The organism is Bdellovibrio sp. SBM16 (genome assembly GCF_056175625.1).
In genome coordinates this window covers 65263-79996 of the sequence record NZ_JBJKJG010000011.1, presented here as the reverse complement: position 1 = coordinate 79996, position 14734 = coordinate 65263, and the positions used below count along the sequence as shown (strand labels likewise).

The following is a 14734-nucleotide window of genomic DNA, read 5'->3' as shown; positions in this document are numbered from 1 at the left end:
AAGATTTAACAGCGGATTTCGCCTGTAATGATTCTGACATTCTGGCGTCGAACTTTCAGACGGTTAAATGAATATAAGCGGCAGCTGGAGGGTCTTTTACGAAAAAAGAGCCCTATTCCGTCACTTCGCTTTAAGCGCCGGCAAAGCTTAAAGATGCAATCAACACATCCGGACAAACGCGCCCAGAGTTACCGTTATTTAACTGATTACTTAAGCCGACTATGTTTTGCAAAGCTTCTAAAATATTTCCTGAAACCACAAATTGATCAATTGCACCTATCAGTTTGCCGTCTTCGTACAACAATCCTTCAGCTGGCATTGAAAATTCGCCTGTCGTTGCATTGTAACCGGCATGAAGTCCACCGGTAAATTCAGTGATCACCACGGTCGTTTTGTTTCTTGCGATCAGGGCTTCAAGTGATTCTTTACCTGCAGGTACTATTAGATTTGTACAACCGATTCCCATGGTGCCCGCTGGTGATCTCGCCGCGTGTGCTGTGTGTGGCAGATTCATTTTATTAGCGTACTCCAGATTGGTGATAAATGTTTTAAACTCGCCATTTTCAATCAGTGTTGTTTTCTGTGAAGGCGCACCTTCTGAATCAAATGGGCGGTAACCGGGTAGATTTTCATCGAGTGGGTTATCAATTAATGTAAATAGCGGGCTTGCGATTTTTTCGCCGATCTTGCCTTTTAAAAGCGATTTTCCTTCAAACACTTGTTTGGCCGAAAAATAACTTTCAAACATATTGATCATCGTCACAAATTCATCGCTTGTTACTACAGTCGCGTAGTTACCCGTTTTCAGAGTTTGTGGGTTTAATTTTTCTTTGGCTCTTTTGACGGCCATCGACGTGATTTCTGAAACTTTAATTTCATTAAAGTTTCTCGTTGAAACCGCCTCGCCGGCCATCTTTTGTGATTCGCCATCTTTGGCCAGAGGATAGGCATAGGCAGAATAATCCTGGTAAGAATACTTACAATCAACACCGGCCGAGTTTAAGACTCGCACCGTACCTTGGCTTTCGCTAAAACCGGCCCAAGGCACCGATTGGATTTTATCCTGCGCCAAACACTGTGCTTCTAATTCTTCGGCCACTTTCTTTTTTTCTTCTATTGGCACCGTCATAAATTTTTGTTCAGTGATATGTAAAGCCTGCGGTTTTACTAATGCTAGTGCTTTGTCACTATTTGCCGATTGTGCGTTTGCCTGCGCATTATTAAACGCTTCGTTAAATGCATTTAGCAGTGACCCTTCCGATAAGTTTTCAGTGTAAGCATAGCCCTGTGACGGCCCCACTAATACACGTAAGCCTGCGATCTGGCTTTGAATTGATTCAAACTTATCTAATTTTTTCTGTTTGTAACCTAATTTTAAAGTTTCAGATTCGGTGTACAAAAGCTCAACCTGAGCTTTTTTCTCGGTCGCTAATTTAGAAATTTTTAAAAAGCTCTCTTTAATTTGATCCATCTTATTTAGCCTTTCCGCCGACCATTAACGACGACACTAACACCTCTGGCTGACCAACGCCGGCCGGAATGCTACCGCTCACCGAGCCACACATACCAGTCGCCATTTTTAAATCGCTCCCGACTTTGACAATTTTTCCCAATGTGTCGATCCCACGCCCGATTAAACAGGCACCTTTTACTGATTCCTCGATACGGCCATTTCTAATCACGTAGGCTTCACGCACCTGAAAATTGTAATCGCCGGTTGAGGTGTTAACCGATCCCCCGCCCATACGCTTGGCAAACAAGCCGTAATCCACATCTTTGATCATATCTTCAAAGGTATCTTTTCCCGGCGCGATAAAGGTATTACGCATACGCGATGCCGGTGCAAACTTATACGATTGTTTGCGGCCACTGCCCGTGGCGGCAAAACCGGTTTTCATAGCACCCACCTGATCGACCAAGAAAGATTTCACCACACCGTTTTCAATCAGCGTGGTTTTTTTCGTTGGCATGCCTTCGTCATCAAAACTAAGTGAGCCCCACTCATTGGCGATCGTGCCGTCATCAATGGCGGTCAAACAGTCGTTACCGATTTTTTGCCCCATCTTATCGGCGAACACCGAATCGCCGGTTTGCACCGAGGTGGTTTCTAAACCATGACCGCAGGCTTCGTGTAAAATCACACCGCCAAACGCATTAGCAATCACCACCGGCATTTCGCCCGCGGGAGCAAAACCTGATTTTGCCAGCACCAACGCGCGGTCAACCGTGTCTTTGGTCATCGCTTTGATATCAAAGCGGTCATAAATTTCAGAAGTCCCCATATGACCATGATTTTCTGCAGAACTTTCTCTAAATCCGTTAGTTTCAACAAAAGTTTCAACATTAAAACGCGAATAAGCGCGTTCATCATAAACTGAAACACCACGAGAATTAACGATTTGTACTTTCTGGAATTTTTCATTTAATGCGGCCTCCACCTGGGTGACATGGGTACTTAGGCTGCGTGCATGTTGATCCGCTGAGTTGAGCCAAGCCATTTTTTTGTCACGGTTAATTTCCCACGGTTTATCACCGAAGGTATGAATTGAATCAAATTGACCAGGATTACTTAAGTGAATCGGCTGGATCATCTTAGATGCATTACCCTTCTGACTTTGCGCCGCGATCAGTGCAGCTTTAAGCAAACCTTTTTCGGATAAGTCAGAAGTGGTTACGTACACCACTTCGGTGCCAAATACCACACGGATGCCGGCGCCGTACAATTGGCCAACGATGGCTTTATCCGGACGTGAGTTTAAAACCGACAGGTTGGATGAGTAGGTATCTTCAACAAAAATATCGGCAAAGTCGGCACCTGTTGAAAGAGCGGCATCCAGTGCTTTTTGTAAAATATGTGTTTGAATAATCATGCGACAAAATCCTTAATCTTTAGACCCTCTAACGGGAATTCAATCCAGTCTTCTCCGGCTGGAAAACCCTTTGGCCTTTTTTCGGTTAAATTGCGGTACTTTAAAAACGCTGTCAGCCCACACATAAAGGCTTCAAAGGCATGATTATTTTCAACCATGTTTTTTGCATCCTGGTGGTAAATGAAAGCGATATTATTATCATTTAATGCCTGAATAAACTGCGCGCGCGATTCATCTCCGCCAAAAGCAGCACGGTGATCGATAAGCTGCGACTTCATCATATTCAAGGCTTTACCCATACGCCATAAAGTTAACTTTGGAAAAGCCTCAATGCACTCTACCGTAAGCCGGCGCTGGATAAACGCGGCGCGCGCCAGTAACGGGGCTGTGTTAGCACCCATCGCATGGTGGAGGTGAAACACCTCTTCAAGTTCTGTGGCAAAATACATTTCCACAGCCCGCTGGGTATACGGCGTAAATAATTTTTTCGGGCGTTTTTTCATTAGCCGGTCTTCCTGATGACGCCACATCCACTCAATATGCGGCTGGTGGCAGTTCTCATAACCAGGGCATTTTAGCTTACAGGTGACACAGTTAGGTAAAGTCCAAGGTGTATCGAACGCGACGTACTTTAACGTGTCGGCATTTTGTAAAATAAGTTCGTGAATCTTTAAATCGCCAGAAATCGTTTCGTCAGACTTAATCTTTTCAAACAGTCTTGATAAAAAAATCTTTTTTTGTTCAGGGTAATATTCAAGAACAGCAACGCATGCCTTATCAGACTTTCCTCCCGCAAGAGAAACGCCGATAAACCGAATCACATTATTTGCTTTAGGATCAGTTACAGTGGATCTTGCAGCGGGCTTACCGGCCTTGCGTTTAGACACTGGAACTTTTCGTTTTCGCATGCGCTGATCACTTTCTGACGGTGCTCAGGCGCTACCCAGACCAGGACACACCCTCCACCACCGGCTCCACATATTTTAACAGCGAGTGCGCCATTTGATAAGCCGATTTGGTGCAGTCTTTCGATTTCAGGACTGGTGAAAGCAGGAGTGAGTTGAATACGTGCGTCATACTCTTCACGAAATAGCTCTGGGAGCTTATCCCACGCCTTGGCCTGAATAGCTTCCCACATATCATCTGCGATTAATTTAATTTTATTCAGTGCAGCCATAACTTTTGGTTCTTGAACGATAGCTGATTTTAAAACTTCAAAATTGTTTAAACCACTGTGGTGACTGCGACCGGTGTAAACCAATAAAAAATTATCGTACAACGGCGACCCCTTTGGATCCGTGATTTTCTGGGTAATACCAAAGGTATCGTAGTTTAAATAATTTAACCCACCGGTGATCGCCGGATAATAATCCTGTGTGCCCGTAGGTGTATTTAAAATTTCGGCTTCTAAGTTATGCGCCCAGTGAACCATCTCATGACTTGAAGAAAATTTTATCCCGGTAAGCGCAGAAAACGCCTTCATGATTGAAATGATTAAACTGCTGCTGCCGCCCAATCCGCCCCCGATCGGGCTTTCTGACTGAGTTGATAACGAAAAACCCTTTTCTACCGCTCCGGCCGCTTTTTTATGGAATTTAGAAATCACACTCTGATACAGGTGTAATTTCGGATCAAGTGTTGTGATAAACTGGTTGTAATTTTCGAAAGTCCATTTCTGCTTTAAATCCAGAGAATGAATTTCAATGCTGTTATCAGAGCGGCCTTCCAGATTTACCTTGGTCCAAATATCGATCGCAAGATTTACCGTACGTGCCGAATTCACAAAGTTATATAATGGCCAAAGATCTAAAGTGCCACCCGCCAGATCGACGCGTGTCGGAGATTTAATTGTAATCATTTTTTCGTTCCTTTTTCTGATGCCGGCACTACAGCAATCTGATCTTTTAAAATTTTTTCTAATGGCAGCTGATCAATGTACGATTTATCTAAACCGAAAATATTTTCAGAGGCCTGGGTGCGCGCCAGAAAATAGTCTTTTTCCAGACCATTGATTTTTTTCCTCTGAAGCGGCCCCCAATTCAGCTGAAATAAAAGCTGGTCTTCAGACGATTTAAGGATAACCATGTCTTTGCCGGAAAACTCTTTACCTTCTTCTTCCGGAATAAAATAGGTGATCTCGAGATCGTGCACCTGATTTACCAGGTCTTCGATTAAAGCTGTGTCGATTTTGATCTTTTCAGCCTCACTGTTGTCCTCCGGACGCCACTTCGAATCTTCTTTGATCAATTGCAGGCTTTTATTGCCGTTTTTGACAAACACCCGGTTGACGGCCTGGATATCAAAACTGAGCAACGACTTACGGTCACGTAATGCATCCAGTGACAGATTTCCGAACAGTTCCCACTGCGACAGATCAAGTTTTACTAAATAGGTGGGCTTTTCAGTTAACGCGTATAAGGCCTTATCCTGCTCACTTAAATTAACGGCCACGGCCCAGCGGCTGTTCTCGGTTTCAAAGACGACTTCGACGTAGTCTTTGGCCAGACCTTTTTCTTTGCGTTCGACATCAGATGGATCGCCTTCACCGATATATTCCTGAATGGTGTTTTCGGCGATGGCTTTAATCATCGCGCGCACTTTACTCTGATCCAAGATGTAGTTATCAAAAATCGGTGAATACCACCCCTTATCACCGTTTACTATGCTAAAATTATCTCCCAAAGACCTGACTGAAATCTTTTTTAACGCCGATATCTGGCCACGGTAAAGACTTTTTTCGCGAAAGTAAGTCAGTTTTTCGGTGGTAAAGTTATACCACATAGGGCTTACCACCAGGATTTTTTCATGGTTATCGATACGGGCGTAATGATTGCCTTCAAAATTTTTTGTCGCACTTAAAAATACTTTTTGTGACTGCCCTAGATTATTTTTGATTACAATCAAAGATTCGGGCGTATCCAGACCGAACTCCGCCCAGTTAATGGCAGCGCCTTCTTTGGCTACGGCCAATTGTTTTTCATTGGTCAGCTGGTTTAGAACTTCGATCAAACGCTGCTGATCGGCGATATCGGTGATCGGTTCTTCGATGTTCCAGCCTTTATCGGTTTTCTGAAATACAAACTTCGAATTTTTATTCTGAATCTCGAGGTAATTAACCTGATCTTTTTGCAGATAGACGATATGCGTTTCTGCGTCTTTCTTTTTTTCAGCCTCGATAACGGTAAAGTAGTACACACCACCGGAAAAGGCGACGGCTAACAAAGCTAAGACTAGGGTTTTATAAAACTTCATGTTGTGTTTCCTAAGCGTGACGGCGTTTTAGCCATAAGACAATGGCAATTCCTAAAAATAAAAATGGTAACGGAAAAAAAACTCCCATCACCACAAACTTGTAAAATTGGCTAAATTCCGGAGGCGACATCGACATCTGCGTGATCGAAACTTCTTTTGGTGAAATCGAAATCAAATCACCGTCTCCCAGTAAATACGACATCGCATTCAAGGCAATATCCCGGTTCACGTTCTGGTAAATCACCCCATTTGATAAAAAGTCAGTATCGGCAGCGATCACGGCTTTAAACGGCTTTTCGGATTTTTCAAGTTTACCGGTCACCTGGGCCATCAGATTAAATGAGCGCGGCTGGCCTTCATAATTTTCGCTGTCCATGTTTACTAGCGCCACCGAAGCCTCCGGCGTACGCACTAACATTTCAGCCTTGATATCCGCACTTACCGGCACATGCACTAAAGAGTTTGGCGCCACAAAAATCGCTTTTTGATTGCTGCTAAAAACCTTAGTGATCGGGCTGGTCGGTGAATAATCCACGGCAACTGTCGGCTCATTAGAGTTGACCACTTGCCCCAGTGGCGAATTAATCACGTTAAACACATAGAGCGGCTCAAGCTTTAAACCGAAAGTATTTAACAATCCACTCAAGCCCGCAGTGTTTTTATCATCAAAGGTTAAAAATAATGAACCACCATTACTTAGGTATTTAGTGATCGCATCGATCTGAAACTTTTGTAAGGCGCTTTGCGGGCCTAAGATCACAAGTGCATTGGCTTCATCAGGAATCGTCGTTGCCTTGATCAGGTTAATTTTTTTAACCGTGTAAGAATTTTTCTCCAGCATCTGCACGAATGAAGAAACACCCCTCTGGTTTTTTTCGTCTTCGATATTGCGCTCTTCGTCACCTTCTACGATATAAACGATTTTTTTCTCTTTACGGCTAACTTTAATAATTGCATTGGTGATTTCCTGCTCGTTGAACTTCTGTCCTTGCGCACCCAAGAACTGGGATTCCACACGGTTTTTCTGGCCTTTATAAGCGACAAAGACTTCACCGATCGGACGGTTAGCACCGTATTCTGCCGTGGTTTTCGGGTTAGAGTTCATTTCGACATAGTCGATTTTTACCTTATTCGAAGCTTCAGCATAACGGCGCGCCACCTGAGCAAACGCTTTACGGTTTGCCTCGACATTCTCAGCACCTTCTTTATAAAAAAACTTCATTTCAATATCGCCCTCAAGCTGGTTTAACACCTGAATTGAAAGCGGCGACAACGTATGCAGGCCAACCGTGGTAAAATCGAATGATTTGTTTTTCTTCGATGATAAAATATTAAGACCAACTAAAAATACCAGCGCAATCAGAACCAGCGCGCCTAAATTTAAACCGTGCTTCGTTGTCTTCATGGTCGCAAGCTCGATCAACAACCTGCGATCCATGTATATCCAACCAACAAAGGCAATGACTGCCGGAGCCAAGATAAACCACATAAACGGCATCCACGCCTGAATGGCAAAGTATAAACCGCCAAACGACAGAAATAAAATGCAGGCAATACCTAGAAGTAAGCGTCCTTTTTTACTCATATTACGATCTCCAGCGGGCTGATTCGACTACCCGTTCGGTCAAAAAGCAGAACAAAAAAATTACACTGGCAAAAAACACCATGCCATTTAGCCGTAAGACACCTTCAACTAAACTCTGCAAATGCTGGTTCAATGAAATCTGGTCAAACACAGCTTTCATGGTGTTGCTTTCAACTAGCTCTGCAAAGCCACCTAAAATCCAGACTGAAATATTAAATACAATACCGACAAAAAATGCGATCATCGTATTTTCGGTCAAGCTTGAAGCAAACAGACTTAGTGCTGAATACACCGCACCGACCAAAAAAATACCGGTCAATGCCAACAGGGCCGGGGCCCAGGCAAAATCAAACATACGGCGGGCCACCAACAGATAGATAAATGCTAATGCCGACAAACCAAAAACCACCGCCAACAGAGATAAATACTTACCCACCACGATTTGCACCGACGAAATCGGTGAGGTCAGCAACAAATCAAACGTGCGGTTTTTCTTTTCTTCTGAAATCAGGCGCATCGCTAATGCCGGCACCATAAACATCAGAATCAAATTTAACAGCGACAGATGCGGCAAAAACACCACATAGTGGATATTCTGCTGCTGGGTGCTGCCTAACCCCATAGCCATCATCGCGTTTGAAATCTGATTGGCAAAATTTAAGATTGAAATTGAAAACGTAACACCTAATAACGACGCCGTTAAAAAAGCGATCAGATAAAACAGCGGTGAAAAAAATAACGCCTTAAATTCTTTTTTGAACAGAGTTAATATTTGTTTCATAAGTTACCGCCATAAGTCAGTTTTAAAAACACATCTTCAAGATTTTCTTTAGCCGGAGTTAGTTCACGAAGCCCTGCACCGGATTTGATAACATGCCCCGCCACCTGGTCCAAAATTTCTTCATCTTTGATCTGCAGTTTAAAGGTCGTTCCCGTAATCGCTTCTACGCTTTCAACGCCAGCGATCTTTTTCAACTCCGCAGCCAAAGCCATTTCTTTTTTGGTTTTGATCACAACCGTGACCAAACCCTGGTTTAATCTTTCGATATTTTCAATACTGTCTTCGGCAACAATACGCCCTTGATGGATAATGATTACGCGGTTACAGGTTGCCTGCACTTCAGGTAAAATGTGTGTCGACAGGATAATCGTGTGCTGGCCTTTCAGTTCTTTAATTAAGTCACGCACTTCGGCCACCTGTTTTGGATCTAACCCGACCGTAGGTTCATCGAGCACCAGCACTTCAGGATCCGACACCAGCGCCTGGGCAATCCCCACGCGCTGGCGAAAACCTTTGGATAAGTTCTTGATCAGGCGGTCTTTTACATCTGTTAACTGGGTTTTTTGTAAAGCCTTTTCGATTAATGCTTTTTTCTTCGTAGCCTCAACCAACTTAAGATCTGCAACAAAATTTAAGTACTCGCCGACGTTCATATCCAGGTAGACCGGCGGAGCTTCTGGCAGGTAGCCGATCCGCTTTTTAACTTCGTAGGGATTTTCGAAGACATCAAATCCACAAACACGGGCCACCCCGGAAGTTGGCGCCATAAAGCCGGTAATGATTTTCATGGTTGTAGATTTGCCAGCACCGTTTGGACCTAACAGTCCAACGACATCGCCGGCAGAAATTGTAAAATTGATATCTTGAATTGCTTTACGCTCTCCGTAGTTCTTACAAAGATTATTAACTTCAATCACGACGCACTCCATGTGTCCGGTGTGTGGCTGAAGCCACACAGATGTCTTGTCTGAAGGTAATTAAAACAAATATTTATACGGTAATCAACATTTCCCGAGGGTGATGATAAGTCACGCGCCCCAGCTTATCACCCTTAATCGGACGCACATGCCGGCACTCAACAATAACCACCGCAAGTTTTGCACCATCCATGTTTTTTTTATTCTTGATCGACTCTTTAACCAGCCATTGCCCGGCCTGAACTAATACCTGATCGGATACGTTTTTATCCTTCTGCTTTTGCAGGATAGCGTAAGCGCTTGGGTAATCTTTTAAGTGCACCCAGAGATCCCAGGCTTTGGCTTGCCGCAGAAGTTTTAAGTTCTCGACAGCGTTTTTTCCCATCAGCACCTGAACCGGGCTCTCGCCTTCGATGGTCAGCTTTCTGAAGTTTCCTTCCGGTGATTTACGCTGCCCTTGTTTAGCTTGCTTTGCCGCTAATTCAGACAGGTGTTTCTGAAAGCGCTCTTCCGAAACATCTTTAGCCACTTCAATTTCAGCAAGAAGCTGCTGCTTGCGAACATCGGCCCCTTGTAATTTGTTGACGACCTGCTTGGCTTTTTCAAAAGCTTTTTCGATATTAAAGGAAGGTTTTTGCTTGTAATCGACAAAACCGGTCCACTCAAGCGGCAGATCCTTAAAGCCATGGGTTTTAAGATGATCGCCGATCGCGGCCCATGGAATCTTTTGTAATTCGGTTTTCTGCTCATCAATCTGCTTTATGGCTTTTTGTTTTTTAAGTAAGTCTTTTTGCCGTTGCTGCACCCAGCGGTCATAAGGTGACATTCCGGATCCGGCAGCAGCCGACTCTTTCATTTTGATCTTCGCCCGGCGATCAAACCACTGGCGAAACAAGAAGGGAATCGATCGGTTTTCAGATTCAAAATTTTCATCAACCGTGGCCTTAACCAGCTCGCGTGGTTTATCCCAGGCTACGGTTTTATCGTCGGCCGCGACAATGATATTGGGTTGTTTCGGAATCAGACGCAGCTGCAAGACCAACTTTTTGTCGGGAAGACTAAAATCAAACTCGGCCACCCGACCAAAGTTTTCAACCACGTGAACATCTTTAAGATGTGTATTTTTAAAATGTGAAGTTAAAAACAGGGCTACCGGCTTAGTTTTTTTAATTCTGAGCCATGGATTCTGTTCATAAAGCCCGACGAAAGGAAATTGTGTGTCCAAATCGAACACCAACCACACGGCTTTCGGCTCAAGTTTGAACCGGTAAAACCCAAGAACAAGGCCGTCTTCCGTCGAGATAACTTCCTGCAACTGACTTCCGATCAGTTCGTCATGCAGATACTGGATAATTGTCTGAAACTCAGAAAAACTAGGCGATTTCACAGTTTAGTTTTACTTCAGGATTCCGAAAAAATCTATATATGAAAAAAATGATTCTGCAAATTATCGAAGAAGAAATCAAAGCCACTCACAATTTATCTGAGACTGCTGACCAATTCGTTGAACGAGTGACTCAACTTTTCGTCGAAGAGTTTCAGCATCTGAAAATGTACGCCCCGTTAGGCCTTGACGTTGAAGTGATCGAAGAGGTTCAGCAGGAGGTTTTAGACCTGTACCGCATCAAAACCTACGGCCACTACAGCTTACAAAGCTACCGCCTTTCTCTGTTACAGCGAAATGACACAACTAGTGAGCCAATTGGCTAGACTCTGGTCCAGAATGCCCGAGTAGTCAGGTATTTGTTTCCCTCGAAATTATATTCAGCTTTTAGATCTTGCGAATAATCGAAAAATACATCGGGCCATAGCCGCCCGAGCGGTCCGGTAAAATCTGATAACCAAATTCAGTTTTTTCTAAAAATGGATATTTTTCTGCCTCAGGAAACGTTAAAAATTCGACTGAGCGTTTTTTATTTAACTTTTTAACCACGTCATCGTTTTCAAGCGGCGAAATCGAGCACGTCGAATACACAATCTGCCCGCCCACACGACAAGCCAGATAAGCAGACGATAACAACGAGTACTGGCGTACGGCCAGATTTTCACTGCGGCGTTTGGTCCATTCAGAAAATTCCTGTGGATTTTCAAGTAAGTGTCTTTCACCGGAGCACGGCACATCGGCCAAGACGCGGTCAAAGACACCGGCCTTATGCATGCCGTAGTAATTACCGTCTTTACCCTGCACAAAAACATTCTGGCGCATTTCATGCGGCAGGTATTCACGAATCACCCGGGTTAGGCGTTCGCGGCGCGCATTTGAATATTCATTGGAAACTAACTGCCCGGTGCCATTTAGTTTTTCAGCTAAGATTAAACTTTTACCGCCCGGCGCTGCGCACATATCTAAAACCAAATCTTCGGGCTGCACATCTAACGCTGTCGCCACCAAAACACTGGCCGGGTCCATTTTATAAAACACCTGAATATCGTTATCGTCGCGCAGGTTGTGCACATTGATCTCTGGGTTTACCTGAAAGCTGTTGGGAAACTGTGACGGCGAAAATTCTTTGGCATCAAAGTCAGCAAAAATATTTTTACGCAACACCTGGGTTTCAGACGATTCTAACGCCTTAAACAAAGTCGGCCAGCGTTCGCCATAGACCGAAGAAAAATAGGTTTCGAATTTTTCGTTAGGTGGCCGCATAGCTACTGCCCGCCCGGAAATTCGCAGGTGAACTGGCAACCCTCACCGACTTCAGATTGTAATGAAATTTGGCCGCCGTGAATCTGCGTGTGGTGTTTTACTAACGCCAACCCAAGACCAGAGCCACCCTGATTGCGGTTACGGCCTTTATCAACGCGGTAAAAGCGCTCAAAGATACGCGACTGATGTTCTTTAGCAATACCCGGGCCTTTATCTTTTACCACTAACTGGGTCATCGATCCGTGTTTTGTCCATTTAAGTTCGATCACTTCAGCACTTTTATCGGCGCCCGAGTACCGGATGGCGTTGACGATCAGATTGCGTAACACCTGGGTAAGACTAGAATAGTCAGCAAAAACAAATTCTTCATTGAAATAACAAATGACCTTTTTGTTATTCATCGCAATGATCGGCTCTAACTCACCTAAAATATCGGCGGTCACTTCTTTTGTACTTAATTTAACTTTTTCGATTTTGTTTAAATTATCCAGACGCGACAGATTTAATAAATCATTTAACAACAAGGTCATGTGATGTGCGCTCTCGACGATCGGGCGCGAAAGTTCGACCAGGCCTGAGTTCTCTTTTTGTAAATTGGCATTTAATAAATCGGCATACCCGCGGATGACCGTCAGCGGCGTGCGTAACTCGTGCGACGCATTGGCGACAAAATCGACCCGGATTTTTTCGGTCTTTTGGATTTCCGACATATCGTAGAATACACCAAGGGCCCAGGTTTTATGATCTTCAACCGACGGTAACAAGCTTGCAAACAGCTGAAAATCGCCGATGTTTCTACGCTCGACCTGATCACCGCTGAAAACTTTTTTAAAAGATTCTAGGATCTCCGGTTCACGGATCACATCCTGCAGGAAATAACTGTGCGTGCCGTTGGCCGGGGCCCATTTAAACTGCTGCATGAACGCCGTATTAAACGAAATAATGCGTAAATCCGGATCAACAGTGACCACAGCTTCGGTCAGGCCGGAGAAGATAGTTTCAAAAACCGCGCGCTCATCAAAGGCGTTCTTCTTTAAACGTAAATACTTACGGCGTAGCGTGTAGGAAGCCCGTTCAAGATCGGCAAAAAAATGACCGTCATCATCTTCATAAGCATCATCCGGGCGGTCTAACTTAAGTTCGTCGGCGCGCATGAGCTGCACCATTTTTTTAGTTTGTGTTCTGATTTTACGGCTGAAAACCGCGTAGGAGATAATCCACGCCAACAATAAGCCTAATGCGAAAAAAACCAGGTACAACAGAGTCATATTGAATAATTGACTCTATACCCGACTCCTCTGATTGTTTCAATGTGTTCAGCCCATTCTAAAAGTTTTTTACGAAGGGCAAAAATATGTGTATCGATGGTGCGACCGGTAACGGTCACATCCTCGCCCTGGATCAAATCTATCAACTGATCGCGTGTTAAAACGCGTCCCTGCGACTTTAACAAAAAGCCCAATAATTTAAACTCTGAAGGTGTTAAATGGATCGGGTTTTGTTTAAGTGTAACTTCTACACGACCGTAATCGTATTTAAGACCATTAAGCTCAACGACTTCGGTCGATCCCAGCACCTGCGGCGGCGGCTCAGCCTGTTTACGGCGCAGCAAATTTTTAACTCTCGCCACCAGAACTCGTGGGTCAAACGGCTTTGAGACGTAATCATCGGCACCGGCTTCAAGCCCGCGCACGATCGATTCGGCATCCGCTTTAGCGGTAATCATCAGAATTAATTGATCGCGGTTTTTGTTTTTAACGGCCGTGACCAGATCAATTCCCTGAAGGCCAGGCAACATCCAGTCAGCCAAAATCAAATCGTAAGCTTTATTCTGCAGCAAAAAAATCGCCTGTTCGGCAGAGAATGTTTTTTCAACCTGTGCATCGAATTCTTTAAGCGTCAGCGCGATAAGTTCTGCAATGGCCGGCTCGTCTTCGATAATTAAGATCTGTGCTTTTTCTTTAATTGGTCCCATGACGGATATCTTTTCCTGTAAAGGCAAAGATCACATCTTCAGCAATGTTCGTTGAGTGATCGCCTAACCGCTCCAGATTACGCGCCACTTGGATAATGTCGAGACAAGTTTCTGTTAGGTTTGCATCGGCTTTAATCATTTTGATGTTCGACGCCGTGATTTCATTCTTTAAGGTATCTACTTCATCGTCCATTTTAAGGATTTTCTCAGCTGCCGCTGCATCCATACGCACGAAACTGTCTAAAGAGCCCTTAACCATAGCACGCGTCGTCGTCGCCATACGTTCGATTTCGTTCACCGGAATATTCTGCGCCGGGCGTTTGATAATATCTTTACCGAGGTAGGCGATATTCACACACTGGTCACCCATACGCTCAAGATCGGTATTGATTTTGATGACCGATAAGATCAAACGTAAATCTTTAGCCACAGGCCCTTGCTTAGCCAAGATGTTTAAGCAAAGGTTATCGATCTTGATCTGCATTTCATTCACATGCTTTTCGATTTCATGGACAGAAGCCAATAACGATAAATCTTTTTTCATAAAACCGTCGATCGCTGTGGCTAAGGCTTTTTCAACAAAGCCTCCCATTTCAAGGATGGTTTTTTTTAAGTCTTCAAGTTGGCTGTCGATTGTTCTTTCCATAGTCGATATTACACCACAGGTCTTACACAACTTGCAATCTGAGAGCGGTCAATTTAGGATA

The 14734-nt window shown here is 44.1% G+C and carries 14 protein-coding genes; 1 reads left to right on the top strand and 13 read right to left on the bottom strand.

Going from position 1 to position 14734, the window contains the following annotated elements:
* Positions 1-130 precede the first annotated feature (130 nt).
* The 9 genes from AC04MM_RS12255 to AC04MM_RS12215 all read right to left on the bottom strand — a co-directional run bounded on the left by AC04MM_RS12255 (position 131) and on the right by AC04MM_RS12215 (position 10792).
* Positions 131-1471: a TldD/PmbA family protein gene (locus AC04MM_RS12255; protein WP_475380654.1), complete on the bottom strand. Its 1341-nt coding sequence runs from the start codon at positions 1469-1471 to the stop codon at positions 131-133.
* A 1-nt stretch (position 1472) separates the two neighbouring features.
* On the bottom strand, positions 1473-2870 hold the full coding sequence (locus tag AC04MM_RS12250) for a TldD/PmbA family protein (protein ID WP_475380653.1): 1398 nt from the start codon (positions 2868-2870) through the stop codon (positions 1473-1475).
* Positions 2867-3757, bottom strand: coding sequence for a DUF429 domain-containing protein (locus AC04MM_RS12245; protein WP_475380652.1), 891 nt, complete (start codon positions 3755-3757; stop codon positions 2867-2869). Before AC04MM_RS12245 ends, AC04MM_RS12250 begins: the two co-directional genes overlap by 4 nt.
* Positions 3712-4728 (bottom strand): GHMP family kinase ATP-binding protein, encoded by a 1017-nt coding sequence (locus AC04MM_RS12240; protein WP_475380651.1) that lies wholly within the window; start codon positions 4726-4728, stop codon positions 3712-3714. The genes AC04MM_RS12245 and AC04MM_RS12240 overlap by 46 nt, the downstream gene beginning before the upstream one ends.
* Positions 4725-6122, bottom strand: coding sequence for a DUF4340 domain-containing protein (locus AC04MM_RS12235; protein WP_475380650.1), 1398 nt, complete (start codon positions 6120-6122; stop codon positions 4725-4727). Before AC04MM_RS12235 ends, AC04MM_RS12240 begins: the two co-directional genes overlap by 4 nt.
* Before the next feature lie 10 nt (positions 6123-6132).
* Entirely contained in the window at positions 6133-7707 is a 1575-nt protein-coding gene (locus AC04MM_RS12230; RefSeq protein WP_475380649.1) for a GldG family protein, read from the bottom strand.
* A gap of 1 nt (position 7708) precedes the next feature.
* Positions 7709-8488: an ABC transporter permease gene (locus AC04MM_RS12225; RefSeq protein WP_475380648.1), complete on the bottom strand. Its 780-nt coding sequence runs from the start codon at positions 8486-8488 to the stop codon at positions 7709-7711.
* Positions 8485-9405, bottom strand: a complete 921-nt coding sequence (locus tag AC04MM_RS12220; RefSeq protein WP_475380647.1) for an ABC transporter ATP-binding protein — start codon at positions 9403-9405, stop codon at positions 8485-8487. Before AC04MM_RS12220 ends, AC04MM_RS12225 begins: the two co-directional genes overlap by 4 nt.
* Before the next feature lie 73 nt (positions 9406-9478).
* Positions 9479-10792, bottom strand: coding sequence for an NFACT RNA binding domain-containing protein (locus AC04MM_RS12215; protein WP_475380646.1), 1314 nt, complete (start codon positions 10790-10792; stop codon positions 9479-9481).
* A gap of 38 nt (positions 10793-10830) precedes the next feature.
* On the opposite strand from AC04MM_RS12215, the gene AC04MM_RS12210 reads away from it, so the two are divergent.
* Entirely contained in the window at positions 10831-11115 is a 285-nt protein-coding gene (locus tag AC04MM_RS12210) for a hypothetical protein (protein ID WP_475380645.1), read from the top strand.
* A 61-nt stretch (positions 11116-11176) separates the two neighbouring features.
* Here the strand turns inward: AC04MM_RS12210 and AC04MM_RS12205 are convergent, their stop codons facing one another.
* From AC04MM_RS12205 to phoU, 4 genes are read right to left on the bottom strand one after another with little or no spacing between them, the layout of a single operon-like run.
* Positions 11177-12052 (bottom strand): RsmB/NOP family class I SAM-dependent RNA methyltransferase, encoded by an 876-nt coding sequence (locus tag AC04MM_RS12205; protein ID WP_475380644.1) that lies wholly within the window; start codon positions 12050-12052, stop codon positions 11177-11179.
* Positions 12053-12054: 2 nt separating this feature from the next.
* Complete coding sequence (locus AC04MM_RS12200; RefSeq protein WP_475380643.1) at positions 12055-13320, bottom strand: sensor histidine kinase; 1266 nt, start codon at positions 13318-13320, stop codon at positions 12055-12057.
* Entirely contained in the window at positions 13317-14027 is a 711-nt protein-coding gene (locus AC04MM_RS12195; protein ID WP_475380642.1) for a response regulator, read from the bottom strand. The genes AC04MM_RS12200 and AC04MM_RS12195 overlap by 4 nt, the downstream gene beginning before the upstream one ends.
* A complete protein-coding gene (gene phoU, locus AC04MM_RS12190) occupies positions 14014-14673 on the bottom strand; it encodes a phosphate signaling complex protein PhoU (protein WP_475380641.1) in 660 nt (219 codons plus the stop codon). The genes AC04MM_RS12195 and phoU overlap by 14 nt, the downstream gene beginning before the upstream one ends.
* Positions 14674-14734 lie beyond the last annotated feature (61 nt).